This window comes from Vibrio sp. 99K-1, from assembly GCF_013114585.1.
Taxonomy (GTDB): domain Bacteria; phylum Pseudomonadota; class Gammaproteobacteria; order Enterobacterales; family Vibrionaceae; genus Vibrio; species Vibrio chagasii_B.
Map to the genome: position 1 here is coordinate 1 of NZ_VTXF01000041.1, position 26223 is coordinate 26223.

At 43.5% G+C, this 26223-nt stretch carries 22 protein-coding genes; 4 read left to right on the plus strand and 18 right to left on the minus strand.

What is annotated here, in order from left to right:
- From F0228_RS23435 to traD, 4 genes are all read right to left on the minus strand, one after another.
- On the minus strand, positions 1-368 hold a 368-nt coding region (locus F0228_RS23435; protein WP_171762873.1), incomplete at its 3' end, for a relaxase domain-containing protein.
- 93 nt (positions 369-461) lie between these two features.
- Positions 462-1640 carry a hypothetical protein gene (locus F0228_RS23440; protein WP_253820325.1) on the minus strand — a complete coding sequence of 393 codons (1179 nt, stop codon included), beginning with the start codon at positions 1638-1640 and terminating at the stop codon, positions 462-464.
- A gap of 12 nt (positions 1641-1652) precedes the next feature.
- Positions 1653-1985 carry a hypothetical protein gene (locus F0228_RS25880; RefSeq protein WP_253820326.1) on the minus strand — a complete coding sequence of 111 codons (333 nt, stop codon included), beginning with the start codon at positions 1983-1985 and terminating at the stop codon, positions 1653-1655.
- 602 nt (positions 1986-2587) lie between these two features.
- Positions 2588-4693 carry a type IV conjugative transfer system coupling protein TraD gene (traD, locus tag F0228_RS23445; protein WP_171762874.1) on the minus strand — a complete coding sequence of 702 codons (2106 nt, stop codon included), beginning with the start codon at positions 4691-4693 and terminating at the stop codon, positions 2588-2590.
- 116 nt (positions 4694-4809) lie between these two features.
- Here traD and F0228_RS23450 point away from each other — a divergent pair, with 116 nt between their 5' ends.
- From F0228_RS23450 to F0228_RS23460, 3 genes are all read left to right on the plus strand, one after another.
- The gene (locus F0228_RS23450) at positions 4810-5145 is read left to right on the plus strand and encodes a hypothetical protein (protein WP_253820327.1); all 336 of its coding nucleotides are present in this window, start codon (positions 4810-4812) and stop codon (positions 5143-5145) included.
- Between the two features lie 96 nt (positions 5146-5241).
- Positions 5242-5514: a helix-turn-helix domain-containing protein gene (locus tag F0228_RS23455; protein ID WP_048657775.1), complete on the plus strand. Its 273-nt coding sequence runs from the start codon at positions 5242-5244 to the stop codon at positions 5512-5514.
- Positions 5515-5828: 314 nt separating this feature from the next.
- Entirely contained in the window at positions 5829-6416 is a 588-nt protein-coding gene (locus tag F0228_RS23460; protein ID WP_253820328.1) for a hypothetical protein, read from the plus strand.
- 174 nt (positions 6417-6590) lie between these two features.
- Here F0228_RS23460 and F0228_RS23465 read toward each other — a convergent pair whose 3' ends face one another.
- The 5 genes from F0228_RS23465 to F0228_RS23485 all read right to left on the minus strand — a co-directional run bounded on the left by F0228_RS23465 (position 6591) and on the right by F0228_RS23485 (position 12691).
- Complete coding sequence (locus F0228_RS23465; RefSeq protein WP_048657858.1) at positions 6591-7826, minus strand: type II toxin-antitoxin system HipA family toxin; 1236 nt, start codon at positions 7824-7826, stop codon at positions 6591-6593.
- Complete coding sequence (locus F0228_RS23470) at positions 7819-8094, minus strand: helix-turn-helix transcriptional regulator (protein WP_102282377.1); 276 nt, start codon at positions 8092-8094, stop codon at positions 7819-7821. The genes F0228_RS23465 and F0228_RS23470 overlap by 8 nt, the downstream gene beginning before the upstream one ends.
- Before the next feature lie 742 nt (positions 8095-8836).
- Positions 8837-9721 carry a hypothetical protein gene (locus F0228_RS23475; protein ID WP_171762876.1) on the minus strand — a complete coding sequence of 295 codons (885 nt, stop codon included), beginning with the start codon at positions 9719-9721 and terminating at the stop codon, positions 8837-8839.
- A 76-nt stretch (positions 9722-9797) separates the two neighbouring features.
- The gene (locus tag F0228_RS23480; protein ID WP_171762877.1) at positions 9798-11672 is read right to left on the minus strand and encodes an alkyl sulfatase dimerization domain-containing protein; all 1875 of its coding nucleotides are present in this window, start codon (positions 11670-11672) and stop codon (positions 9798-9800) included.
- Between the two features lie 119 nt (positions 11673-11791).
- Entirely contained in the window at positions 11792-12691 is a 900-nt protein-coding gene (locus tag F0228_RS23485) for a LysR family transcriptional regulator (RefSeq protein WP_048616416.1), read from the minus strand.
- Between the two features lie 693 nt (positions 12692-13384).
- On the opposite strand from F0228_RS23485, the gene F0228_RS23490 reads away from it, so the two are divergent.
- Positions 13385-13753 (plus strand): phage protein, encoded by a 369-nt coding sequence (locus F0228_RS23490; RefSeq protein ID WP_171762878.1) that lies wholly within the window; start codon positions 13385-13387, stop codon positions 13751-13753.
- A gap of 233 nt (positions 13754-13986) precedes the next feature.
- Here the strand turns inward: F0228_RS23490 and F0228_RS23495 are convergent, their stop codons facing one another.
- From F0228_RS23495 to trbB, 9 genes are all read right to left on the minus strand, one after another.
- Entirely contained in the window at positions 13987-14829 is an 843-nt protein-coding gene (locus F0228_RS23495) for a hypothetical protein (protein ID WP_171762879.1), read from the minus strand.
- Positions 14823-15230 (minus strand): hypothetical protein, encoded by a 408-nt coding sequence (locus F0228_RS23500; protein ID WP_171762880.1) that lies wholly within the window; start codon positions 15228-15230, stop codon positions 14823-14825. Before F0228_RS23500 ends, F0228_RS23495 begins: the two co-directional genes overlap by 7 nt.
- A gap of 3 nt (positions 15231-15233) precedes the next feature.
- Complete coding sequence (locus F0228_RS23505) at positions 15234-16298, minus strand: hypothetical protein (RefSeq protein WP_171762881.1); 1065 nt, start codon at positions 16296-16298, stop codon at positions 15234-15236.
- A gap of 582 nt (positions 16299-16880) precedes the next feature.
- Complete coding sequence (locus F0228_RS23510) at positions 16881-19418, minus strand: S8 family peptidase (protein WP_171762882.1); 2538 nt, start codon at positions 19416-19418, stop codon at positions 16881-16883.
- A 6-nt stretch (positions 19419-19424) separates the two neighbouring features.
- On the minus strand, positions 19425-20444 hold the full coding sequence (locus tag F0228_RS23515) for an ATP-binding protein (protein WP_253820329.1): 1020 nt from the start codon (positions 20442-20444) through the stop codon (positions 19425-19427).
- Positions 20445-20944: 500 nt separating this feature from the next.
- Complete coding sequence (locus tag F0228_RS23520) at positions 20945-21481, minus strand: hypothetical protein (RefSeq protein WP_171762883.1); 537 nt, start codon at positions 21479-21481, stop codon at positions 20945-20947.
- 83 nt (positions 21482-21564) lie between these two features.
- A complete protein-coding gene (gene traG, locus F0228_RS23525) occupies positions 21565-24378 on the minus strand; it encodes a conjugal transfer mating-pair stabilization protein TraG (RefSeq protein WP_171762884.1) in 2814 nt (937 codons plus the stop codon).
- A gap of 3 nt (positions 24379-24381) precedes the next feature.
- The gene (locus F0228_RS23530; protein WP_048665082.1) at positions 24382-25788 is read right to left on the minus strand and encodes a conjugal transfer protein TraH; all 1407 of its coding nucleotides are present in this window, start codon (positions 25786-25788) and stop codon (positions 24382-24384) included.
- The gene (trbB, locus tag F0228_RS23535; protein WP_048665083.1) at positions 25785-26198 is read right to left on the minus strand and encodes a type-F conjugative transfer system pilin assembly thiol-disulfide isomerase TrbB; all 414 of its coding nucleotides are present in this window, start codon (positions 26196-26198) and stop codon (positions 25785-25787) included. Before trbB ends, F0228_RS23530 begins: the two co-directional genes overlap by 4 nt.
- Between the last annotated feature and the right edge of the window lie 25 nt (positions 26199-26223).

The following is a 26223-nucleotide window of genomic DNA, read 5'->3' on the forward strand; positions in this document are numbered from 1 at the left end:
TTGTGCGCTTCAATGAGGCGGTTATCTCCGCCAATAAGTGCAAGAACGCTGAGGGATTTGGGCGCAGAAAAGGTCAGGTCGAAGCCAGATTTGTGTTTTTCTCGCTTCCCTTTAATGGTTTCACCGCCAAGATTGCCAGAAAGCACCGATTCTAGGGTGGCTTGATCTACGGGTTTATCTGCCAGTCCCGCTTCGATGGCCAGCTTGCCATGCCAGAAGGTGTTTTCTACCTGGTCTTGTTCTTTGAGGTAATAGTTATCGCCCGCGTCTTTTTCTAAAGAGACGTCAGGTAGGTCTTTGGGGGTTTCTTCGCTTAGGTAATATTTGGCAGCGCCAGAAGCGGATTTTAATGGGCTAATAGAAAGCATGAGTATTTTCCTTATGCAACGCAAATTGCCGCTAGCAGCAAAACTGAGCGGTGAGTGGAGGTTAAGGGGGAAGTGGAATTAAAAGAGGTGTGGTTACAAAATGATCCCAACACAAGCAAAGGAATTGCTAGCGGTTAACGTTCGTTCTTCGTGAATGATGACGCCATTTTCATCAATGTGAATGGATGTAATGCCCGCTTTAAATCGGTCTAACGCTACAATTTCTTCATTGGTTAAATGCTTGATATGAGTTAGGCATTCCAGGCGGTTAAAGCTATATTCATCGGCGGCCATCGCTAGTTTCGAAGAATCAGAATGCTTCATGCACTCATTGCCATACAGCCAATCTTGAGCACACTCTATATTTGGCTCTAACTGGTAAGTCATATGGTGGGTGACGCTTGCAAAAGAATGGGACTGGCTTGTCCATTTGTAGCTTACTTGAAAACAATCAACCTCATCGGGAATGACGGCATACCAACCTCGACTTTTCGGCGAGGTCTCTAAATGCACAGACACGTAGCGTTTGTTTGGCCAAAAGCGCTTTGTTTTTAGATTGCCGTTTGGTTTCGCCCAGTCGGGGCCTATAAACTCAAAATGAATGTCTGTTACCTTGTTGCTGGTCAGCTCAGGTGTCAGAAATATTCTAGGCGTAAATTGAAGGTATCGCTCCTTGGGGTATTGAGGCAAATGGATGTCGAGTTGGTGTTTAATGGCCGATTGGATCTCTGAGTGTGCTTGAGTGTAGCATTCTGACCATTCAAGACTTTTTGCCGCCTCAATGGGTGACATGCCCCGGGCATATAAATCGATATAGGGTGTCCAATCTATCTTGATGTATCGGTATGGGATTTTTTTGAGATGCGCTGCAAATGCCTTAAACCATTCTTTCCATTGGTCGTCATATTCGTTGGTCATTTTTCCGTTGAGATAATTAAGACCTTTGCGAGTAAAAGTTACGCACCTTTGATCATCGTTGAGGTCTAGGTAATTTTCTGAAATCAGTTGCTCTAATATGTCTCTGATTAGCATGCCAGAGTGTGGGTAAACATCCAAAGCGCGCTCTTTTGCTTGAGACTTGCTCAAGCTCATTCGCTTTTCTTTCATGTGCGCTAGATACTGAGTGTTGATTGGGTCTACTTGGTAATTTTTTGTTCTTGGCCACAGCCAATCTAAAAGGTCGCGGGCATAGGCCGTATTCGGTCCTAATTCTAACGTATAGGACGTTGGCGCTTTGGGTAGTGGTGGAAGCTCTTCTTTATTGCCATTCATGGCGTTTAACTCTTAGGTAGTTAAGTTTCTTAGTATGACATGGGTAAAGCCTTCAATATTGTCGATGTGCTCCCCCAAGTTGACTCTGACACTTTGGATGAAAGGAATGATGGATGCTTGGTTAAATAGAATGTTGTGGGTTGGCCCGTGGTGCGTGACTGCTTGCGCTTTTAAGTCGTCCCAGTCACCATAACCTACCGCTTGAGCGCAAATTGATAACCATGTGTATTTTTCGGGGGCGTTGCCCTGAATGATTTCAGCGAAGGTAAGTTGATCGAATATAGTGTGTAATTGTTTCTTTAATATCGGTAGATGGTCAGAATTAAAGAGGGTCTTATTTGGCATGGTTAATCCTTGATGAATGAACGTAAAAAAGCCTTGCAATGGCAAGGCTTGGAAGAGTGGTTGAGTGATTATTCGAGATGATGAGGCTCTATGGGGCGTTACGCTTTTTATCGATTTTCCTTTGAGGAATCTCATCAATGATAGGGCTTACGTGCGCTTATGGTGCACTATAACTAAATATCTAATCATGACTAAGATTGAATCAGTGCACTTTTTAACACTATGGGTGCTAAGTACATGAAAGTCAGGCCTATCGAATTCAATAAACCAAATAACGAGTACTCCATGCTGATGCTCAGGAGTAAAGCGAATCCTGCAGAGGTGAGTACAATGTAGTGAGGAGTGTTGGGGCGTTTTTTAACAAAAAAACCACGATGCGCTTCAAACTATACAGTGATAAAAAGCGAGTGGACGCGATGAAAAGTTGCGTCCACTGAAATTGACTCTCGGTGATCTGCATAAGACAAAGTGCAAAAAATAAGAGTGAGACGACCAAGGTCTCGAAGATTAATCTAGACAAACTCGGTAACATAAAAATACCTAATACATTTGGTTTGCAATGACCTATTTCTGTCTTGTTTGGCTATCGACTATTTGATGCGCTATTCAACCATATCGCCCGCTTCCATCTCGATATCTTGAGATATCGCCGACTCTTCAAGCTCTTTTTGAGCGCGCTCTTGATGGTCATTGTCTGATTTGAGCTTTTCCGACTCCTTGCTGGCTAACGCTTTGACTGTCTCACTTCGTTGTGCTTGTTGGATTTGGTCGGTTTCCAGCTTCATCTCTTCCGGCGTTTCAAATTGCTTGGCTTGGATTTCTGTGAGTGCGTTACGCTCTTCTTCGTTGAGGAGCATACCTGGGGCGACACACTCAAAGTAAATCGCTTTTTGATACGCCTTGGTCATGGCGGGCGATGGGGTGTAATGACGTTTAATAAAGGCCGGTGTCACATCTCGCATCTTATCAAAGTGCAAATCCAGTTGAGTGATAAAGCTGCTTCCTGGTACGCGAAGGTAACATTGCAAATCATCCATGGCTTGGATTTCACTGCTAGAGACAACCGGGCGGGTGACGGTTTGGTGACCAATCGATACCCCGTCACGCAACGCATTTGCACCGTAAGAAATGTGCTCTATTGACACGTCCACCTCTTGCTCACCTAAATCTTTTGACGAGATTTGCGCCATTTGCGCGGAGGGGGCACGAAAGTAAAAACGGGAGTTGAGTAAGTCAAAAATGACGTCCGCGGTGTTTTTGCCGTAGGTTTTCACGAGCTGAGCATAAGACTGGAGACCAATCACATAACAGCCTCCAAACTTACGCACTTCGGCAATGATGGTGTCAAGCTCAGGCAGTTTATGCAGACTTGGCATTTCATCCATGATCACCCAGATACGGCGATCTTCATCGTCTTTGAGTCCCAAGATAGCGTTAGAAGCAATGGCAAGCCAAGTCGAAATCAAAGGACGCAGAGAGGCGTGTTGCTGCGCGTTACTGGATAAGAACAAAAAGCCTTTTTGTTTATCGTCTTGCACCCAATCGGTGATAGAAAACGGTTTGCGTTTGGGCTTTCCTTTCGCGTCTTTGTCATCCAATCCATCCAAAAATCGTAGGCTCTTGATGTAGGTGGCGAGCACCGACTTAATGGAGATGGCCGTCTTTTTTATGTCTTTCGAGACCAGGGATGCAGACTCTGTGCCTTGCAGGAAATTACCCAGGGTTTCAAGTTCAGACGTGAGTATCAGACTGAGCAGCCTTGCGGTCGAGCAGGGCTTGTCATCTTGGCTCATGCGATACGCCGCACTCGAAAAAATAGTCCGAGCGGAATCCACCCAGAACGGATCGCCTTCGCCATGTTGCGGGATAAGTGCGCTGGCTATATTTTCAAAGTCAGGGGCTTCTTTCGCATCACACCACACATCCCAATTGGCGCAGCGTTCATCGAAGGGATTGAGTAAGGTGTCTTGGGTAGGGTCAAAGAACTTACTGGTAAAGGTGCAGCCTTTATCATAAATAATGGCTTTATCTCCACGTTTACGTATCCAGCGTAATAGTTTACGAAGCATGACGGATTTACCTGCCCCTGTGGTGCCGTCGATGAGCATATGTTGAACTTCAAACTCATGTTTAAATAAGGCCTGCCCATCCACTTTGAAATCAGAAATCCGTCCGTTTCCTACGCCCTGTTTTTTGAGTTTCTTTGCCCGTTTTTTTAAATCGTTAGTGAGCACTTTGGGCTCTGCGTATTGAAAGCCTCGGACGTGAAAATCTTCACTTTGTTTTTCGCCTTGTCGTTTAAAGAAAGTCATGGCGAGCATTAAGATGGTGAAAGCAATACCGATGCCAATCAAAAAGTTGATTTGTATTTGGCGTATCACGTTATCGTAGAGATTGATGAGTTGGGTGTTGTCCAGTTGGGAAGCGAGCGTGCCAATGTAGCGTTTCCCGCTCCAGAAGGTCGTGACTTCGCTGTTAAGATCGTGTCCAAGGCTGGCATAGATATGATTGCGCCAATAGTAGAACACAGACCAAAAGGCGTTATCGGGCGCGCGTAGCCAGGTAAGAACGCCAGTGAGCGCTATCACCGACCAAATGGCGGCGTAGACTAAGGTATTGTTGACTTGAAAGAACATCCGAATGGAGTGAAAAGTAATTTGTCCGCCACGGGTAAAGTGGTTGCCGGACGCGCGTTTAGGTCTAGGCATCGTGGTTCCTTGAGAGTGAAATGGAGTACTTTTTAGATAATTACCTGCGTATGCAGATAATCTGGCCAACAATTGAACGGTTGTTGGCTAATGGTATTGCTGTGTAGGGCTCTGATATGAAAAAATTTACGCATGTCACGGATGTTCACCTCTTCGACGGGGTGGGGAGTCTAGAGCCCCGAGATGTTGGCAAAACTTGGGTGGTTTTATTTCCTTGCGCTGATAATCGTCACGGTCTCGAACGTGGTCAGTGTTGTGCTCGAAACCTTCAAAGCAATCCTGATTACTATTTTTCAGAAGAAAAGCGAAATTGCTCTCTGTGTAATAGAGATGGTGAGCTTTATGTTGAGGATGGGCATCACCGGACAGTGATTGGTCGAGTGTTTTTGGAAACGAATGGCTTTGAGCCTATGATTAAAAATGTCCTCGTTGCTTATTGCGCTGGGCAGTGATCCATCGTATTCGTAATTTCCCTCGCCGGCTGATTTCAAGGCGATTTCATGGTAAATTTGTTAGAATGATAAAGTTCTTTATGACCTTCAACTTCAATGAATGACCAACTAACTCCAATCAACAAAGACCATTTAAAAAAACTTATCCGAGCAGAACTGGAACCGACATGGTTTGATAAGCAATCAGTTAGCCCTGATATGTCTTGGGTGACTCCTGCTGTGTTTGAAATATTGTTTACTGAGTTGATAACTCATACGCGCGGTAATCAGTCTAAGGCTGCTAGGGTTTTAGGGATTAACAGAGGTAATTTCACCAAAAAGTTAAATCAGATCACAACTCGTGAATTTGGATCGGATGAGAGCTTATAAGTATGTATCAGCCTATTGGTACCCTGACGAGGGTGCAGAGATTAACCAACCCCCATTACCTCTCAAGAAATCAATGGCAGTTGCTCTAATTCTTGCTTCAAGAATCACTGGCGCTTTTTACTTCAATTTGAAAACAATTATCGGCATTTTTAGGTGATATCAAGCTATTTAGTACCAGGAGCATAAACTCAACCTACGAAGGTTTTAGACAGGTCACGTCCAAACTTTGTGGATAACTGCTTATAATTTGTTATAAAAACATAATGTTAGGTTGGAATTTAACGAAGCAAGCAAAACGGAAGGCCAAATCAACCATGGAAAAGATAATTCACTACGATATTCAAAAGGTTAAAGTTAGAAGCGATAAAGAAAGCACTCGACTGACCAGCCAATGGGATCAGGTTCTACAAATCTGTCGTGACAAACCACTCGGAGAGCTCGCGAGAGCAAGATTAGCGTTTAACCTTGTCGATTACATCACAAGTGAAGATCTACCTTTTCGCTTATTCATCACCCGCGCACCACAAGCTATGGCCACCATAGGCGAGGAAACACGAGTGTATAAAGAGCATCGAGTTATTAATGGTAAACAAAGCGGAATGATTTACGCTAAAAGCGAACAAATGTTACCAAGAGAAATCCACTATACGAATGAGTTTGTGGCAACCCGCTACGTTGCTGGGACAAAAACACCACTCTCTGCCACCTCCCTCGTTGGTTGCCTCAAGGCTGGAGATGTCATAACACCACTCGATGGCATCTTGTTTTTAGGCTGCAAACGAATAGCCAGTGATATAGCACGTCTTAAAAAAATCGAACCCACCATGAACATCGCAATGAAACGTATCGAAGTATCAGACAACTTCACAGACACAACAAGAAAGATGGCAAGTTACGAATGAATAACGAGGCGTAAACGATTGCCGTATGCATTAACATGACAGATATAACTGAAACTAATCTTTGGACAAAACCTTGTTACGAACTTTATATTACAGATTAACTCGAATAACCTCAGCCACTGTAAAACCCTCAAATCATCTACAAAGTCATGGCGAATTTGATTCATCCTACACTTACAGCGCCTTAAATTTTTCTACCATATCCTTATCAATCTCCTTGATTAGATTAGGGGACAAGCCCAGGTGTTTGGCCTCAAGACTAAACGAGCGTGTTGTTTCAAATATTTCCTCAGCCATAACCATAATCGCTTTCTTTGATGACAACCCCGACTGAGCAGCTAACTGGTCTAGTGCGTTCTTTGGCGTTCGGCCATTACCACCAAATGCCGTCATATGCTCTTTGTAAGGGTTAGGGTTGTAAACAATGTCGTAGAAAGGCGATAGCGTCCAGTTATCGGCGTCACTGGCAAGGAAACTGAAGTTCTTACTGTGATCATCTTGGTTAACAGTTAGGTAATTAAACATGCAGCGCTTAATGAGCTTCTGAGACTCAGTGACACTACACATGATGCGCGTAGCTTTAACTAAATCCACATAGTCCAAAGAAGGCTCTCGAAACGGTGCATCTAACAACCCACACGCAGAAATCATATGGATTCGACCGCCTTGCTCGGTGCAATCAAATCGTTCCTGCTCTAGCCAAAATCGTCCATTACCTGCATCAATTAAATCAAAGTCAGGAACCTCAATGCCGACATTACGGGCCATCTGCATATAGCAATATTCGACTAATGATTCAGAGTGCTTCAAGTCAAACTTTTCAGATGTCAGTTTTACGATAAGCTTTGTTCCTAGTGCGTCATCTAATGTTGAATATTGCCCATTCAATAAACGTGTCACGTTCATTTTTGGCCTAGCACCACCCGAACCACCAGTATTCATCAAGTGCTCAAGCAAAGCAGACTCGGTGCCTTCAAACTCTTCAATCGCAGCTCGGCCAAGGGTAATGATATCAATCGACTCCTTGGACTCATCAAGTAAATCTAATTCAGGCTCATAGCTCAACGCCCCCATGCATCTGTCACCCAGATAAGCCAAACGCTCTAGGGCGGTAACTTCCTTTGGGTTATGATCGTTCTGTCTAAATACACGATCCATGAGATAAAGGCCCCAACCATCAGGGAGACTATCTCCAAATACTCCATGAATGCCGTAATGCGGCCCTCTAGGCGCAACTTGTAGGCTTGTATCAGCCTTTAAATTGAACGGAGCCAGAGAGGTTGAGTGAGCGCCTAAATAAGCCTCATCAAATTGAAAGAAGCTTTGCTTACTATTTTCAACTAGCTTGCCGACAAATACCTTTTCACCTGTGCTAAGCGTTCGTTTTACGGTTAGGGCTGATTTAAGCATGTCGAAGCACATCCTCTATTGATTTAAATTCAGGCTCAGACGACTTTGTTAGCTCTTTCACTTTTTTCAAGTCACCGACTGTCTCATAAAGCATGAGGAACTGACGCAATGAGATGTTGCCAGATGACTCAAACTTTCGGATCGTCGCGTAAGGTACGCCAGAGAGATCGGCCATCTTCTGAACACTGAGTTTATCTTTTTTCCGAGCAGACTTGATAAACTCTTTGAGTTCCATCTGCAAATCATAAGCGGTATAAAGAGATAACATACATGCCTCGTAAGTTGCTATTATGGTATCAATTATAACGCCAATCATAGTCTAATTGCTATTATTGTAGCAAATATAAAGTAATGACAATCATTACTTCATTAACACGAATGACAAAAAATTCCATCACTGTGACGGGTCTCCATTGCTACTATAGTAACAAATTAAGGTTTTTTTTGGCATTATTTGCTACCATTATAGCAGATTAAAAAACAAGGCTTTATGCACCCATTAGCTGTTTCACAAGAGCATACCTTGCTTTACATTCAGGTCGATCAACTAGCTGTGATGGCATTAGATTAGATATGAGAAAAGACAGGTTATCAATAATAGTAGAGCTTCTACTCCAACGCAGTTTGGGGCACTTTCGAGTTAGAAAGTGCCACGAGTCAAAATTCAGGTCTATGAAGCCTCTGGACAGGAATGAGTTACAATCTTTACTAAATTCGCATGTAACGGATTATGTAAGGTATTAAAAGAATTGCCATGATGTAAAAATGCCAACTCAATAAGCAAGGTAGGTACGCAAACATCGAAGTCTAGGTAGTTGCTTCTTTAACAATAATCCTAATATACAAGCAAAGGCCAATTTCGCTATTCAAAGCTGCATCTTGAAGTTAAACGTGTATGTCACCAATTTAACCACTCTCTTAGAGAGTGGTTTTCTATTTGGCTAGTTACAACAATAAAATCACTTAGCTCCGAGTCATTCGTATGAAAGAGCTACCAACGACTTCGTGAATTAAAATTGATAGTTCATTTCTACGCGCTGATCACCGTCAAAGTAGTCTTGGTCTTGTGTCCAGTTCGCATAATAACGAAGATTCAATCTAGGTGTGAATTGGTAAGAAACGGTGAATTCATTGGTAAATATATGACTATCACCGCCAAAACCTTGCTCAACAAACGCATCAGAACCTGCAATTGAAGTCAGCCACATTGGATTGTAGTTAATCCAAACATTGTCTGTGACTGTGATTCGGCTGTACATTCCAACCACACCATATACGCCAGGAATCGTGTAGCCAATTGAACGGTCAATTTCATAGGTGCCTGATTCTGTATTAATGGCTTCGTCAAATTTACCATTCATGACGCGAGCTCCTAAACCTGCTAGAGGGTAGAGCTGAATAGGTCCCCACTTTGGCAGTGCTTGCATAAGGCTGTATGACGCATCAAGCTGTTCATGTTCAACGTTATAATTTAAATCGATTTGTTGACCACGGCCATTAGTCGTATCAACCGTGAAATTGCGAAAGCGTACGCTATCGATCGAATCGTCGCGCTGACTTGAACCAGCCCAACCTAATTGTTCACCGGCAATGCCTTTCAATTCAATTACATTCATGCCCATGGATGTATCACTGCCAGTGTCGTAAGCCTGACCAATTTTTACATTCAATCCTTTGTCTGTTACCCCAAAACCCGCCTGAGTATATACCGCTAATGGGTCAGACATGTCTTGCACTTGGTCGTCAGAATCAACGGGCGCTTTTGAATCAGAAAGCACGTTGGAATCAGATCGCTGAGCAGTTGCTAAGATTGATACTTCAGTTTGTTGAGCAAACGCGCTTGATGCAAAGCACAGTAATGCGATTGTTGTCATCGTCGTTATTTTGGTATCCATGTTACTTCTCTCTAAAATCTAGCCGCTCAAAAAAAGCGACTCCTTACGGAGTCGCTGGGCTCATCAAAAACATTCATTAGTTTGGTAGTACAAGGTTGATATCATTCGCTTTGTTATGGTCAAACAAGCTAAAGAATGTATCAACAGAATGGCTATCACCGTCAATATTGGCGTGGCTCACATCTCCTGAATGGAAGTAACCCAATATCTCTAGTTTGTTGCCGTTCAGCGTAGCGTCTGCATCAGGATCTTGCTGTAGAGAGAAGACAGCAATTTCATTTCGCACGGTATAGTTCGCTAGCTCTCCTGTATCCGACACAGTAATGTTGATTGATAACTCTTTTCCTTGAGCACGTTCAGCATTTAAGTTGACGCGTTCTGTCTCTAAAATCTTTGTTGTTGGTAAGACTTTAACGATAGCTGGGTTGGCAAAATCCCATGCCACTGAGCGATCTAATGAACCATCTAGCTCTCCCGCATTAGAGATGGCAAAACCTCTCCAGTAGATATTGGTTTGCTCGTAACCCCATTCACGTAATGCTTCTGCTTTTAACGTACGTGCTTCCATATTTTCTGGATCGGCATTATTAACATGCGTAAGAACCTCAGCAGCCCAACCGTAGTTTTCTTCTTCGAACGCTTTCTCAGCGATATCGATTACATTGTCTTCGCCACCCATCGCATCGACGTAATCTTGTGCCATCTCTTTCACACTTGGGCGAGCCAATTTGGTTACATCGCCATCCCACCAACCAAGGTAACCGTTATAAATATTACGAACAGAATGCGCGACAGTACCGTAGTATTCACCGAGCCATGGGTCATTCGCTAAGTCAGCTGGTAGCGTCACTTTTTCAGCCAGCTCGTCACGCTTGATACCACGGTTAATGTGATAAATAGACTGGTCATGCACGTATTGAATTGCATCGCGGTAGTTGGTAATGCGTTCATTAATGAAATCGTGACCCACCCAAGCTCGCATGTGTGAACCACTGTACGTATTCGATTTTTCAGCGTACTCCGACAAGGTATCGATACCTTGATACCACTTTTGAACGTCGCGGTATTTTGTGCCACGCAATGTATATAGGTTAGGGAACGTTTCGCCCTGAATGGTTTCGCTACCATGAACGTGTTTGAACTGCGGGAAATAGATATCTATTTCGTCGTCACCCGCATCACCGTAGGCACCAAACACTTCCATCTCTATGCCTGACACATTAATTTTTAACGGTTTGTCGTTGCTGACCAACACATTTGGCATGAAAAAAGAAACCGGGCCTGCGGTGAAGGTAGGGCCTAAGCCAAAGTGAGCAGGACGCCCTTTTTCACCTTGAGGCAGATACACACTCGCATAGGCAGTGCGTTGCGTTAGGATTTTTCCGGTCACGCCCACATCGTTCACAAGGTTGGGAATAAAGTTATCAGAAGCAATGATTTTAACCTCGCCAGATGCCACTTGCTCTTCTGTTACCCCCCATCCCGCGGAACCAAACGCGTGATCAGGGTGACGGTGAGTATAGATAACAGCTTTAACTGGAAGCTTAGAAAACTGGCTAAATGCCTCCATGGATTCTTTCGCAGCCGTATCATTTTCACCAGGGTCGACGATGATTAAACCATCGTCACCTACAGCAACAAGTGTTGATGCAAGTTGAAAGCCCGAGATTGAATACAGTTTTCCTGGGGCAATCTCTTGGATTTTTGGCGCCATTTGTTTGGCAAACTCAGTCATTGCAACAGGCATGTAGTCTGAGCTTTCTGTGAATGCTTTATTGTGCTCAGCATCTTCCCATACCACTTTTGCTAAATGACTTTGCACCGCTTCATTGGTGAAAAAAGAAGGGTCAGAACTGCGAACTAAGTTTTGATCCATCGCGAGTGCTGAACTTGCAGTAGTCGTTAGAAGTGCGAAGCAAATTGATTGTGTTAAAAATTTAGAAGGTTTCATGGAGCATATCTCTCTTAAGCTTGGCGGGTGCGACCATTCGGCCCGTCGATGAGAGAGATATTAAATGTGAACTGTTAATTCATCGATAGCTTGAAACTTAAACAATAATTAAGCAAAGCTTAATTCATCAGTTCGGTATTTTTAACCAAAGCCTCTCGCAGCCATTGGTGCCCCGTATCATTACGCTGAGAATGATGCCAGGTCATATAGACAGGTACAGGCTCTGCTTTAAATGGTAATTCCAAAATCTGATATTTACCCGTTGATAAAACGTTGGTCGCTAACCTTCGTGAATTAACACATAACCAGTCTGTGCTGCCTGCTAATGCCAGCCCAGTTAAACCCGAACCCGTTTTGTAAGCGACTTTACGTTCTGCCAATGGTAAATGAGTGACGGAGTTGAGCGTGTAATTGTCCATTCGTTGAGTTTGCCACAGAACATGATACTCGTTGAAAAACTGCTCGACACTGATGCTGCCTTGAATCCTGGGGTGATCAAGACTCAAGACCACAACAAGTTCTTCTTCAAACAGTTTTAAGTTGTGGTAACCGTGCTCATCCAATGGGACGGTCGACAAAATAAGATCCACTTTACGTTGTCGAAGATCATCTTGCCGAGCTTGTTCACTGATGTGTTCAATATCAGCTTCTATCTTGGTGTTTGGTGCAAACTCTGCTCGATACTTGGTTAAGCTGGGAACCACGAGAAGGTCGATATCTTTATGGCTCGAAATTCGAAAGGTCCGACGGCTCGTTAAAGCGTCGAAGTGCTTGCGCGATTTCGCCCCATTGAGCAATAAACTGAGCGGTTCTTGAACCTCGGCGTGCAGCTCAACGGCAAAGTTAGTGGGCGTAATGCCTCGACCTTTGCGAATGAAAAGCGGGTCATTGTATTGTTCTCTTAGGCGATTTAATGATTGGCTCACCGCAGGTGCAGAGATATCGAGTATTTCTGCCGCAAGATTCACACTGCGCGCTTTCATGACCACATCAAAGGTTTTCAGCAAATTAAGATCCATCACTACGACTCTAATAACGAGAATGAATAAGTAAAAATTAGCATTCAATGCCATTTATCGAAAGTATTAGTTATTTATTTATGTGTAAAATGCCTTCGAGTGATGGGAGTAACTATGGCATAGGCCGCGAGTGTTTATCATTTTTGTCATTGTACGATAAGGCTTTTGGTATGGGGAAACTAGCTATGTCAGAGGTTACAGGTGCAATATAGAGTGGCGAACAGTTGAAATGCATCACCTCACTTTGTATGGCTGACGATATATAAGTCTTCAGTCCCGCCAACTGAGTTGCTCTGATATAACGTTATTTCAAAAAGTATTCAGGAATCGACATATATTTATATAAAAGCTTCAATACAACTCCCATATTGAATAGGGTTTGATAAGACCGTTGTCCACAAACACTACACGGATTAGAAAAAGTAGGTCAAATACCTCCCCCGAAAGTGTGACGGATAAGTAAGCTAGCTTGGAATGGGGCGCTTTTGAGCTAGAAAGTGCCACAGGTAAAAATTCAACCTATAAGGGTTCTGGACATAAATGAGTTTCAAGAATTCTAATATTAGTGATTCATGAATAACTTTTTATAAGGCAAATTTGCCAGTTAATACGCCTTTGTACAGTGCGTATTTTGTCTGATTATGTTTAATCTTATAAAATCAGTGCAACCTCTTGTATTTAGGGGTTTTATCATTGAAGTATCGCGAAATGAGTAAGAATTACATTTTTCGAGAATTAGAGTGCCAAATGACAAAGGAAGAAGTCGCTGAACTCTGTTTTAAAACTGTGAGAACTGTCACAGGCTGGGACGAAGGAAAACCAATCCCGCCCGAGTGTAAAAGGCTTATGCGAATGGCAAAAGGTCGGGAACTAAGCGTTAGTGAAGACTGGGAACAGTTCAAAATGTTATATGACAGCATGGAACTGCCGACTGGCCAATTGGTTAGGCCGCAACAAATATTAGCTGGGATTGCGCTTCTGGGGATTCAATCGGAGTTAGAGATAAAAACTTCAACACATCTGCTTGGGCTAGCTAGAGCGATAGCCAATATAAAGAAATAGATTTAGAAAAGTATGGTTCTTTCACGCTTACCACTAAGAGCTGTGGTTATCGTATTCTATTATGAGCTAATTTCTTGTTAAAGTTACTACGACTGGGCAGGAGACTACCTTTCTGGGATTAACCAGTCCTCCTTTTTGGTCATATCAAGGAGAAAAAAGCCGGACTCATTGAGTTCGGCTTTTTTGCGACTATAGATGTCACTAAGAATGTCGATTTAGGCTATTAAAGTACGTTAATCTTTGTCTAAACTATCAAACTCTTTGGAATGTTTGAAGATAGTCCCGAGAGATTTCATTAACTTATCTATGTCGAAATCTTCATCATCCCTATATTTTAAGTATTCTGTTTGAGCTGCCTGTTTAGCATGAAAAAAAGCTTGTCCAGCACCATCACGACCACTTTTATCCAGCGGATTATGGTACAAATCTACCCCGAATAACTGAATGTTAATCTTAGTACCGTGGCTGGTTATCATTTGGCGCTGAGAAGCAAGATCTCTATCTCCCAGCAGCTGTTCCCAGTTAGCGTTAGGTATGTAGTCTAGTACTTCGTCATAAATGTCATATTTCTTGGCGTACTTAATCCACTCACCTTTATCTATAAAGGTTTGCCATTTTGAATAGCGCTCTGCTGGTTTTTTATTCTGAAAATAAACAAGAAGGCCAAAGTCTGTTTCTTTAGTCGCATACCTAGTGAGTATTTGCAGTAAACCTTCGAAAATGTAGTTATTAGTCTTGCCGAGTTTTGCTTCAATTAACCATTTATAGTTTTCATCACTAACTATGATATCGACATTACCGCGATTGTTTTCTTCTGTAGTAGCCTCTATTGATTGTCCAACAAGCAAGCCTGCTACAAATGAATTAAGTTCCTCTTCACCTTGATAGTAGAAACGATTAGCGGATTGCTCGATAATCGCAATGGCATTTTTTAGTGCATGTTGGGCGGCGCTTAAAAACTCTTCGTAAGAGTTAGGTTCGATTGCGTTGAAGCCTTCTACAATATCATCGGTTGAAGCAAGAGCTTTATATTCATCTACAGATGGATCATTGAGATAATCAATATCGTCTACCACTCATATTCCTCGTATTCAACTTCTACTTTTCTAACAAAGTAAAACTTAAGACGCTTGTTATCAAAAGGCTGTAAAAGGGTAGAGTCTTCCGTCTTAAAACTAGAATCAACAGATACTATCGCACTATTGAAATCCGTTTTTGTAATTTCAATTACATCATCGTCATGATTGATATAAATGAATTTAGGTTCGAGTAACGAAATCGATTTACTACAGAAGAATCTCGCTACAGACATGCTGTCAACAACGTCTAAATCAGTGATTTTTTTGATTTTTGCTAGAGGGTAATAAAAATCGTCTTGTTCTTTTTCGAGATAGTTTAAGAATGCCAACACCTTACCCTTCACTCCGGGAGCGAATTGTGCTTTTTCTGAGATGAATTCAACAACATTCTTATTCATAATTTATTTATTCGACTTTAATATATGGTCTAAGGTCTCAATTACTTTAGTGTTACCGATAGGGTTGTCCAGTATCAAGTAGTTACAAGTTTTGTAATCACTAACTGGGTCACACTCTAAGTGTAGCTTAGTTGTGACTAGAAGATTCTTTTTAGTGGTGCGTTTCTTAAATTGGATTTTAACACCAATGCACTTAACCTGCTCAACCTTCTCGCCAGCCTTATGATATTGTTGATCTCTTAGGCAATTGTCAGTAGAACGTTTTGTTGTTCTTGGCATTACGGTACGATTTTTTACACTGATAAACTTGGTGTCGACCACAGTTCCGTATTTATCTTGGTCATACAAGCTAACAATAGCTTTTTCTAATTGAACAATCTTCATCGACGCTAGAGAGATTTTATTGACTCTTAATATGTTATCGAAAACGTCTCTTAAGCTCTCTAAACAATCATTGATTTGTTTTTTGTGGGTATCTGACGAGATACGAAGTTCTATGCGGTCACCGTCTTTGGGAACAAAAATGACTTCGTAAGCGTGAACTTTTTGGTCTTCATCAATCATCACCGTCATCTTCTTGCCACCGTGTGTGACTGTAACTGGTACTGGTACGTTACATACTTTTGGCGTACTGAAATACATAACCCAACCATTACTTTGCTCTTCGATGTAAGTCAGAACAGGGATGTTTGCTGTAGTCAAAGAACCTATAGTTTCGAATGGGAAATTTTTCGAATATATATTAGAAGGAACTTGAAGTCTGCTGAGTAAAGCTCGCACCTCAATCATAACTTTGCTGTCAGCAGTTAAGATTTGAGTGATGTTTCGGTTACAAACGTGTAGTCGTTTACATGCTTGAGCTAGCTTGTCGTCAGCATCTGCCATAATCTGATTATTGTTGGGATCAAATACTTGGTTTAGGATCTCCGTTTGTGTTCCTAACCAACCTTTAGATGTATTAAAGCCTAGAGCTGTTAACGTTGTTCTAGCGTACGAGTTTTTAGCTATTCCTTCTAAAAACTTTAACTTTTTTTCGAAAAGTTGTTTATTTCGTGGAGAGTTAGACATGTTACTGATTCCAAAGTATTTTAAAAAGAAGATATCATCGAAATAAACTCTAGATCCATAACTACTATAAATAATTTGAGTTACGACACTACAAATTTGTAAAATGGTTAATGCTCAATCAGTTGCTGATAGTTTTAACAATTAAAGCAACATCCAAGTTGCGCTTTATAACTCGAAAGTAGAGCAATTGTTGAAACTATGTCGAATTTACCCCCGTGATACAACACGGGGATTTACGACGAACAGCATTAGAAGAATGGATAACTTCTAGTAGGGCAAAACCCCATGAACAGGATATGAATGAGTAAAGGTCTATCCAACAATGGGGCAGATCTTAGCTAGCAGGTACTTTGAGAGAAAAGTGCCACGTGTAAAATTTCAGCTCTATGAAGCCTCTGGACATTTCTACGTTACGAGTTCTGGTGAATGTCGGACGTTCGGATAAATTTTGCTAGGGTAAAAGGAAAGACCTGAGCCCTAGTATTAGATTAGCCAGTCCTCCTTTTTGGTCATACCAAGGAGAAAAAAGCCGGACTCATGAACTGACCCCCAATAGTTGGATAGCTATTTGGTGAAACCCTATTAGACTTCGACCAATATTGGTGCGGCAACCATATTCGCGATTTTTTGCTGAACCTCACTATAAATATCTACATCTACATCTGGTACGCTAAGCGAGACAACTAAAGAGTATCGAGCTTTTGAATCTACTCTTTGTTGTGAGTTTCGTGTCTTCCACCAACCACTTGCAGGGTAGATTGCGATTTTCCCTCTAGCTGCTAAGTCAGCAGCACTACCACGCCAAATATCCTTATGTATAGAGCCTCTATGTCGCTGAGTTACACCTAAAGCCCAGTTACCATCTCCATGTGAATCAGGCCTATCGCCCTCGGCTGCCGCATTTATTCGCCTCATAAACTCAGAGTCTGATTCGTCGTGATGCTTAACATCGAATCTCAACTGGTGGCTAGCATAACTATATTTATTGAGTACGTTTTTACTTGTTGGGTTTGGTTCAATGAAATAAGACAAGGTTATTGTCAACTCAACGTCGGCTTCACCTATTTTTTGTAGCTCTTCGATAGGCCATGGTAAGTCATGCAAATGCATGTCTTTTGTTTTAGCTGTTGATCCTGTTGGCTTTGTGTATGGTTGCATCTCATCTTGCACGATTAAGGACAGCGAGTTCCCGGCACTGTTTAGTGCTTTAGTTAGATTTGGTACACCAAACCCTACTTTTCTGATTAGCTTTGCCATGTCAGTTTTTAGGATGCTTTTGTCCGTACGACTAGCACCAATGAGCGAGTACATTTGGTCAGTCCAATCAGCAGAATGAACCATTAAAGCTCTAATCGTTTCAGGCCAAAAACTTCTGTATTGATACTGAATTTGTGCTGTAAATCTGGCAGCCAAAGCGGTCGCAGAACTTGTCGCATTTGCACATTGGTAATGCCTTTGAGAGAAATCGTTATACGTTGTTAATAATTGTAAGTCTTGAAGCCCTGAACAACCAAACTCATCACGACCAATGTTGCCGCCTTCAAATACAATTTCAGGTTTAATCGGCGAGTTTTTCCGATCCCATTCTAAAGAAGTTGTACTGTAAGGAGATATGTTTCCACGATTAGCTAATGGAGCGTAGCCACTTGGTTCGGATAGGGTGTGCTTATCTGTATATGCGCCAACAGTTATAGCATTCCATGACTGAGCGGGGTCATGTATTTCTTGTCTATAGTTATACTCAGGATAGTCCATCACGGAATCGATTTGAGCGTTGCCAGCACAAATAGTAAATAGGCGAGGTGATAGGCCTTCACCTAAGTAATCAACAGATAAAGAATCTAAAGCGCTTGACCAAGATGATGGTCGACCACGATTTGTCCCTTTACCCGAAGATAAAGACATTGAAAATGTTCTAGAACGGTCGATATTATTTAGTTCTACTTCTGTAATTGCGTCAGATGTTATGAGCCCTAACGATTTACCAGCATTATCTCCATTCGTATTCAGGGTTTTGACTGACTCAAGCTTATGATTTATCAATTGAATATCTGCTGATGCCAGCACTGGAGTTAAATCTCCCCAAATAGCTAACCCAGCCATACTAGTTCCATGCCCGTGGTTATCTGTTGGGTCTTGGTCTTCCGTGATGGTTAGTTGATCGTTTAAGTCGGCAAAAGGAGCGATTAAAGGGTGCTGTACATTTACACCTGTATCAATAATGCAAATATATGGCAGGTTGTCGCTGTCATCAGGTTGTCTTAAACGAGATAAAGCATCATCAGTCCATTGGCTTTGCTCAAGACTATCCATTGAATCAAAAAACTCAGCAGTTACTTGTGGGAAGCGAATTTCTGAGACTCGACATAGTAGGGATGTGTTTTCTTCAAGCTGAGTTTGGCTCGCTTGTAGTTGAATAACCGTATGTTCAGGAAAGCGTAGCGTGTCAGTGGAAACATTTAACTTTGCTCTCGCTGCTAGCTTCATAAAGTCAGAAATTATTGAACGATACTGTTTCTCTGTGTCAGATGCTTTTTTTGGAGTAGAAACCCAAACTTCCCACCAAACCGCTTTGTCTTTATCTGCGGGTAAGAGTTCTACATCATCAGACCACATAGAAGCAAAGGTTGCAGGGCTTATAGATTTAATCGAGTCGATTAATCTTTGGTGATCGTTGGCCTGTCCGTTACGGTTTTTTTTCTCTTCGACATAAGCAACGAGTTTTTTTTCATAGAAGTCCAATTTACCTTCAGGTACATAAGCCGTTGCAATAACGGTTTCCTTTCCGTCCGTCTGAACCGTCTTTACATTGTGTAACTCTATTCCTTGAGGAGCATTCGCTAAACTTGTGACTGCCATATTCACATCTGGGTGACCAACGAACTCGACTTGGATACCAATCCCCATTTCCAAATTCACGTCTGATATAGAGCTTTTTAATTCACTAAAGCTAGTTGCAACATTAGCAAGGTCTCCTCTCAGTTTCCTAGATTGATGCGCCCTATTTTGTGCTGGAACACTTTGAGAACCACCACCACCTTTACTTGGAGATGTGAAATTGTGGGAAGTTGCTGACGATTGTAGGAAGAAATGGGGTTTGTTATGAATATGTGTTGCCATTTAGGTTTAGAGTCCTTGTTTGCCTATAAGGTGCTGGCTTATATTTTGTCTATCTTGAATTGCTTTCTTAAGCATAGATATCGTAATCGAATCTAAGTCATGAATTAACATTTCTTTGATTGCATCATTGGAGGCAAGAGTTACTTCTGCGTTGCTTAAGCCTTTAGAAATTGCGGGTAATTTTTTCCAAGAAAAATTTTTGGCTACATAACTATGGAGACGAGATTTGAACAGTTGGATTACTTCGTCATCTGTTGGTAATTCATACCTAATAACATCATCAAAACGTCTAAATAGAGCATAATCTAGTGCTTCGATATGGTTTGTAGCACAAATAATGACACTATTAGAGTCATCTTGTTCAATCATTTGGAGGAAACTATTTAATATACGACGTGCTTCGCCCACATCGTTACTTGAACTTCGAGTTGTACCTAAAGCGTCAAATTCATCGAAGAAATATACGCCCCTGACTTCGCGGATAGTATCGAAAATCTGACGTAATTTAGCTGACGACTCACCTAAGTACTTTGTTATGACCGCATCTAACCGAACCTCAAAGAGGGGAAAGTCTAACTCTCCAGCTAATATTGATGCCGTATATGTTTTCCCAGTTCCTGGCATACCCGCAAGCAACATTTTTCTCCTTGGAGATAAGCCATGATTCTTTAAAACAGCTAAATGTTTCTGCTCTTTAACTAATCGCTTTAATCGGTCTTTTATATCTGAGGATACTATTAGATCTGAAAAGCGAAGTTTAGGGTAACTGGTTGTAAGTAAACCGGATGAATCCTTAACACCGCTGGCTATAGATACCGGTAAGTTTTTAGAGCTCTTTTTTTTAGCCTTATCAACAAGTAACTTTAATTCTTGAGCTAACTTTCCATGACCATTTCTTGCTTCATGTGCCGCAACCTGAAGTGCGACAGATAAAAATCTATCGTCATCTTGATCTATGTGCGACTGCATTAAAGCTTTAATTTGAGTGGAGCTGGCCATGAGATTAGGTTCTTTTTTTGAGTTCAAAATACCTATTTATAATAACCCACTTAGTAGTTTACCGCTATGATTCTCGACTACAAAACTCTATCAGAGCGAAGCTGAAATTAGGGGAATCCGGCAGGCTGCGATTTATGTCGAATTTCCCCCCATGCTCCAACACGAAGATTAGCAACGAACAGCATTCTAAGAATGGATAACTTTTAGTAAGGCAAACTCACACTAATAGAATATTAGCAGTTTTGGCCCTGGCTGAGTTTGGGGCAAAGACGTGTTTCATGCCTCATCAGATCACAAATAGCCGCGTACCGATGCGATCGCAGCCATTTTAAGAGTTTACTTTATTACTTGGTACTCCTGGGAACAGGGACGTAATACTTTACAGGGTTGAAAGAAACGTTTTGGCGCCCAAACAGCGGCTAACGAATACCCAGTCTAGAATAGAGACATTTAATCCATTCCTATTCTCTCGTACTGGCTTTTGACCTGGAATAACCTTCACTCTCGATGGATACCTTGTGCCGAGATTAATATTTCCAACCGTTAAATTGTAACGATTTAGGAATAGGGCTGTAGCAAGGGTATTCGGTTTGTAAGCCGTAGTTAATGACAGTTGCAGTGTCTACACTAAAAGCTGCTGCATAATTTCCTTGTCTAAAACCTTCTGGATCGATTTTGGCCGTTTTCTCTAACACCTTCCAGATGAGATCTACAATAAACTCTGGGTGACGTCTTGGGTCGAGCGCCATCGTGTCGCGCATACAGAACCAGCTGCCCCCCCCTAGTCGTTTTTGATTCGTAGCATTCTTAAAATACGCAGTATGCAAACCTTGTAGGTAGGCGTTTAAACGTATGGATCCCACAGTGTCTGTTTCATCAATGTGCTGCAAGAAGTAGGGCAGTTTGGTGATGTCTGGCAGGTCTTGGGAATATGGTCTTTTATTTATTACCGCGAGCTCGTACTGCTCGTGTATCTCGCTCAGCAGTTGAGTGAGCTCAGGAGAGCGGGGTTGAGCTTGCACGCTCGCACAGGTAAGTAGCAGTAATGGTAAGATAGTTTTCATGGTCACTCTCCCTTTAGAACCCTGTTCATAATACCAGCACCTAGGTGGTGCATAAAGTTCTATTTTATGCACCGAGATCAATATTATGCTTTCGGTTTTTTTGTGTATATTGGCGCTGATGGATAGGCTTGGTCGGAGGTGACGTATTCCGTCCTTTCGGGTGGAGTGACCTCCTCTTCGACTTGCGACGCGATGGTCAGTTTAATCATCGGCTCAGGTTTGCTGATGGGTTTCTGCGCCTCCTCTTGTTGATACCTCACTTCATCGGTTACACCATCAAAGCGCTCTTGATTAAACAGTCCGCCCGTTTCATTGTTGTGCAGCATAGCCGTGCGGGTAGCAGCCACGTTATCGACGGTACTACCCCATTCTTTCTCCATCGTGTTGTTTTGCTCCGGTGAGAGGGTAAGTGGCCCTGTCGGTGTGGTGGCTTGGTGCGCTTGGTTCATTTTGCCCACAATTTTTGCCGCATCACCATCGAGCCCCGCCATGGTGGCGAACGCTTCAGTGCGAGTGAATTCTTGCCAAGACTTTTTAGCATCGGCAATATCTTCCGGTTGATGGGCGGTCATTAGGCGTTGGACGTCTGGTTGTTCTAACTTCGCTGTCGTTTCCAAGTAATTCTGGAAGCCTTGAATCGCGTTGGCCGTAAAGCTGGCACTGCCAGAGTCTAAGCGCGTTTGAGTATTCGATAGGGCGTTCAAGTCCGATTGGCTTTGCATCACGCTAGCACCAAGAGATTTGGTGTTGCTGGCGTTAATCGCAAAATCATGCGCAAACTGCTCAACCGACGTTCGTGTGTCTTTATTATCCACCTGCGTGCCGGCACTGGTCACGGCATTGGCCCCTTCGGTGTATTGTTTCGTGGCTTGCTCAAGCTGCTGCTTTTGCTCGGTATTCATCTTGCTGTAAGCCGTACGTTCATCATCAGACCATTTCACGCCGCCACTGGCGCCTAAATTGAATGGCGATGCCCCTTTGCCTGTGCCTACGCCGCCCTCGAAGCCGCCATAGACACTTTGCAGGTAAGCTTGTGATTGGTCTTTCGTCCAACCCGTTTGTTGACTCACGCTGTTCACTGCCGTTTGCATGTCATCCATGCCTTGACTGACTTGAGTGTTAAAGCCACTGGTGCTGCCTTCACCGTAAGCCAGGTTTTTACTCACACTGTCATGCCAGCGGTCGCTCAGCGCGGCGCCTCCTTGGATAGTTTGACCCAGTTGGGTGCTATTTTGCTCTAGGTTTTGCGCTGTGTGACTACGGGCATTCGCCACACTCTCTTGCAGCATGCTTTGCGTGTTGGCGCTGATGTTGCCGCGACTGGTGGTTTGTGAGCTGTCGTAGGTGGTGCGCCCATCTCCGTGTTGTGTGGTCACCGAGCCGTCTGGGTTTTGGGTGTAGGTGTGGCCCTGGTTGGTTAGGGTATTTGTATCAAACTTATTGGCATGCGTGTTGTTCATGCTGTGGTTGTCAATCTGCATACTGCCAAAATCCAGATTACCCGTGGAAGCCGCAGCACTGGCTCTAGCATTGGTCGAGTTAATCATGCTCGATAGCTGATAGTTCATGCTCGACAGGACTTCTTGACCGCCTTTTAAAATCCCTTTGGCTATCATAGGGACGGCTACCATCAAGATACCGGTCATCCAGGCGAAGCGACTGTGAAGCTCATCCGCGGTATTCGCGTTGGAGAGCACCAGCCCTCCGAACTTCCCCGAGACATCCGTAGACAGAGACTCCAGCCCCCAAAGCTGAAAGCCGTTGATGATGGCAAACAAGGCTGGCCAAGTGGCCAAAAAGGCAAACGTGCCAAAATAGTTTTTGAGCACCATCATGGTTAAGCCAGGAATGACTGCCGCCCCGGCAACAAAGAAGCCCAAACACGCGAACAACATAAACATCATCGTATGGAGCATCGGCAAGTATTCTCTCGCCATTAAGCCCAATGACGCCCACATCGAGGTGGTTTGCAGTTTGTTGGTGGTATAGGCGTAATTGAGCGCGGCTTGCGTTGGGTCTAGGCTATCAAGGTTATAGCGCAGCTCGTTCATCAACATATTTTGTTTGATGGTGTTGGACGCGCTGGTACTGATGGCAAAAAATTTGTTGTAGCTGCGCTGCAACGATTGCACCACTTGGGGTTTATAACGGTCCGCGTCTTTGCCGAGCAATTGATGCGCTAACAAACTCATGTTTTTATCTGCGGCATCATTAAAGCGCTGCTTGATGATAGGGTAGGCTTCTTCGCACCGCTTGTAGGTGCTTTGACCGCCCCCTTCATCAAGAAAAAGGGCGCGCAGTGGGCTTTGCCTAACGCCGTCTAGAAAGGCAAAAATATCAGGCGCGGCAAAGAGTTCATCCCAGGAGTATTTCCCGTTGATTCTCACATCCCCAATCATGCAGTTATGAAAGTAGTCTCGCCAGAGCTTTTGTAGCGCCAACTCATTGATTCTGGATTGTCTTGAGAGCTGATAAAGCTCAGAGCCAAACAGCATCCCAGTCCGACCATAACGCTCATCGTCAGAGGTGGTGAAAATGCCTTCCACGCCTTCGGCCATCCCCACCATGATAGAAGAGAAAAAGTAAGTAGGCACGGCCACGAGGTAAGGGACATTATCCACCTTGTAAGCCTTACCCGGTTGCGTCTTATCGATGATAAGCATGTCGGCTTTCATATTGATTAGAAACAGGGGCACAGCAAAGAACACCACCATCCATTTGATGAGGTCTTTGGGATTCCGTGACAGCATGAAGATAAACAAACTGGTAACAAGCCCCAGCATCATGCACATCTGTAAGTAATCCCCAAAGGTATTGGTTCTAAAAAAAGTGGCCAGCGCATTAAAGGCTTTGTTGACCACTTCGCCGGAAGTGTAAGTGTAATATTCGAGTATCATAGGTCAGTTCCCATAAGCTTGCGCAGGTTTGGTGGTCGTGCTGATTTCATTTGTGCTTTGCAGCGCGGTTTTTCTCTGCGAATCAATCAGTTGATTGCGTTTGTTGAGCGCTTCAATGGCTTTATCGGCAAGCCCCGCGGTAAAGCGTTTGGCGTTATCGATATCACGAGTGATGAGGGCGATGTCATCCTGGCTGTTGTTGGTGTTGGCTAAGGATTGGCGGGCAACATTTAACATGCTCACGAGGTACTGATTAAGCAGCTCCACCGCTATCATTCGCGAGTAGTTGCTGGTATCGGGGGGTTGCTTGGCGGATAAGTCGTCAATAAAGAACTTGAGTACCGGCGTTTGAATCAGCTCCAGAAAGCCCTCTTGTTGACGCGTGAGTCTTTGGTCGGTGGCTATCTTTTGCAGTATCGAGTCCAGTTGTTTGCGTATCTGGTTTTGAATCCCGTTGGCTTGAGTGATGGAGAGGTTATTGCGCTTGGTAATGGTAATGCACGCATCAGGGGCTGTTTTGCGACACTGATAAACGTCAGACTTGCCCCCTTCGAGCAAGACATTGACCAGATTGTTGTTGTCGGTCAAAAGGCTAGGGTAGTAACGCGGGTTGCCGTCTTTGTCGTACACGTAAGTGCCTGACAAGCTCATCATAAATTGCGCTAGATTTTTGTCGGAGGACAAAAAAGCGTTATTCATGATCGCAGACCAGACCACGTTGTGATGGGTTTGGGTCATATCTTTTAGCGCTGGATCCTTTTTGGCGTTCGCTAATTGACCGGCCGCTTTGCCTCCTGCGCCACATTCCTGCTGACCTTGCACCCAATCCGAGAAGGCATTGTTTTGTGTGCCGAGGGCCGCGCAGACGTGCTTTTTGGTGGCGGGCAAAGCAAAGGCGGCCAGTCCACCGATGGACGCTTGCGCGGCTTCACAAGAGTTCACCGATTGATTGAGATATTTGTCGAGCCTGGCTTGGAGATTATCCAGGTTTTGTTTGAGCTGCGGCGCCCAGGTTTGCAGGGCTAAATTGACAATAAAAGGAGGAGCATTATGAATAATCGCTTTGCCCAGTTTCACCAGTTGGTCTGAGCTGATGTGTGAAAATCCTCCCATAAACATATCAATGCCAGAGCATCCCGTACTGATTGAAGGGACCGTGACGCTGACCAATTGTGCATCGACAATTTGATTACGCACAAACAAACTGCCACCGGTGTAGTAGTTGGCCGACTGCCCTTGGTAAGCCGTTGGGTTTGAGACGTTGGCGTTATACCCTGAGTTATCAAAAAAACGCGCCAGTGAGTGGTTGGTGTCGGCGTGGCTAGCGCTTGATAAGCTGATAAGAACGAAAGGAATAACTCGCTTATGCACCGAAACGGTGGATAAGTGGTGGAAAAGTGATCGCTTCATTGCAGCGCCTCCTGCACACGCGGATCGTTAAGGGCGTTCTGAATGCTATGAGCCAGCGTGCTTTCTGGGACGTCTCCAATGCTCAGACGTGAGAATTTACGGCTGTTGACGTTCATTAAAAAGGTCGCAGGCATGACCGTTTTCCTCTGGCCTGGAAAAAAGGTTTTGCCTATCTCTGGTGTGACAGGAATAGGGACCTCAAACCCTAGAATGCCTGGACCATCAACAGAGAAGGCGTAAACCGGTAATTGAAATCGTTCGCCAAGGCGAGTGATTTTAGGGGCTGTCTTATGGCAGTACGGGCAGGTGCTTTCAAAAAAGAACACCAGGGCATATTGGTTTTGCATAGCAGCATGTGCGGTGGTTGCATGAATCAAAAAAGCCAGCACAAGGGTACGAAGAAATGGCATAGCGCCTCCTGACGTTTTAGGAAGA

Excerpts from the sequence above, each read along its gene's own strand:
- F0228_RS23505 (WP_171762881.1), bottom strand. The coding sequence starts at position 16,298 with ATGTCTAACTCTCCACGAAATAAACAACTTTTCGAAAAAAAGTTAAAG.
- F0228_RS23485 (WP_048616416.1), bottom strand. The coding sequence starts at position 12,691 with ATGGATCTTAATTTGCTGAAAACCTTTGATGTGGTCATGAAAGCGCGC.
- trbB (WP_048665083.1), bottom strand. The coding sequence starts at position 26,198 with ATGCCATTTCTTCGTACCCTTGTGCTGGCTTTTTTGATTCATGCAACC.
- F0228_RS23440 (WP_253820325.1), bottom strand. The coding sequence starts at position 1,640 with ATGAATGGCAATAAAGAAGAGCTTCCACCACTACCCAAAGCGCCAACG.
- F0228_RS23480 (WP_171762877.1), bottom strand. The coding sequence starts at position 11,672 with ATGAAACCTTCTAAATTTTTAACACAATCAATTTGCTTCGCACTTCTA.
- F0228_RS23520 (WP_171762883.1), bottom strand. The coding sequence starts at position 21,481 with ATGAAAACTATCTTACCATTACTGCTACTTACCTGTGCGAGCGTGCAA.
- F0228_RS23455 (WP_048657775.1), top strand. The coding sequence starts at position 5,242 with ATGAATGACCAACTAACTCCAATCAACAAAGACCATTTAAAAAAACTT.
- F0228_RS25880 (WP_253820326.1), bottom strand. The coding sequence starts at position 1,985 with ATGCCAAATAAGACCCTCTTTAATTCTGACCATCTACCGATATTAAAG.
- traG (WP_171762884.1), bottom strand. The coding sequence starts at position 24,378 with ATGATACTCGAATATTACACTTACACTTCCGGCGAAGTGGTCAACAAA.
- F0228_RS23500 (WP_171762880.1), bottom strand. The coding sequence starts at position 15,230 with ATGAATAAGAATGTTGTTGAATTCATCTCAGAAAAAGCACAATTCGCT.
- F0228_RS23450 (WP_253820327.1), top strand. The coding sequence starts at position 4,810 with ATGAAAAAATTTACGCATGTCACGGATGTTCACCTCTTCGACGGGGTG.
- traD (WP_171762874.1), bottom strand. The coding sequence starts at position 4,693 with ATGCCTAGACCTAAACGCGCGTCCGGCAACCACTTTACCCGTGGCGGA.
- F0228_RS23530 (WP_048665082.1), bottom strand. The coding sequence starts at position 25,788 with ATGAAGCGATCACTTTTCCACCACTTATCCACCGTTTCGGTGCATAAG.
- F0228_RS23475 (WP_171762876.1), bottom strand. The coding sequence starts at position 9,721 with ATGGATACCAAAATAACGACGATGACAACAATCGCATTACTGTGCTTT.
- F0228_RS23510 (WP_171762882.1), bottom strand. The coding sequence starts at position 19,418 with ATGGCAACACATATTCATAACAAACCCCATTTCTTCCTACAATCGTCA.
- F0228_RS23470 (WP_102282377.1), bottom strand. The coding sequence starts at position 8,094 with ATGTTATCTCTTTATACCGCTTATGATTTGCAGATGGAACTCAAAGAG.
- F0228_RS23465 (WP_048657858.1), bottom strand. The coding sequence starts at position 7,826 with ATGCTTAAATCAGCCCTAACCGTAAAACGAACGCTTAGCACAGGTGAA.
- F0228_RS23460 (WP_253820328.1), top strand. The coding sequence starts at position 5,829 with ATGGAAAAGATAATTCACTACGATATTCAAAAGGTTAAAGTTAGAAGC.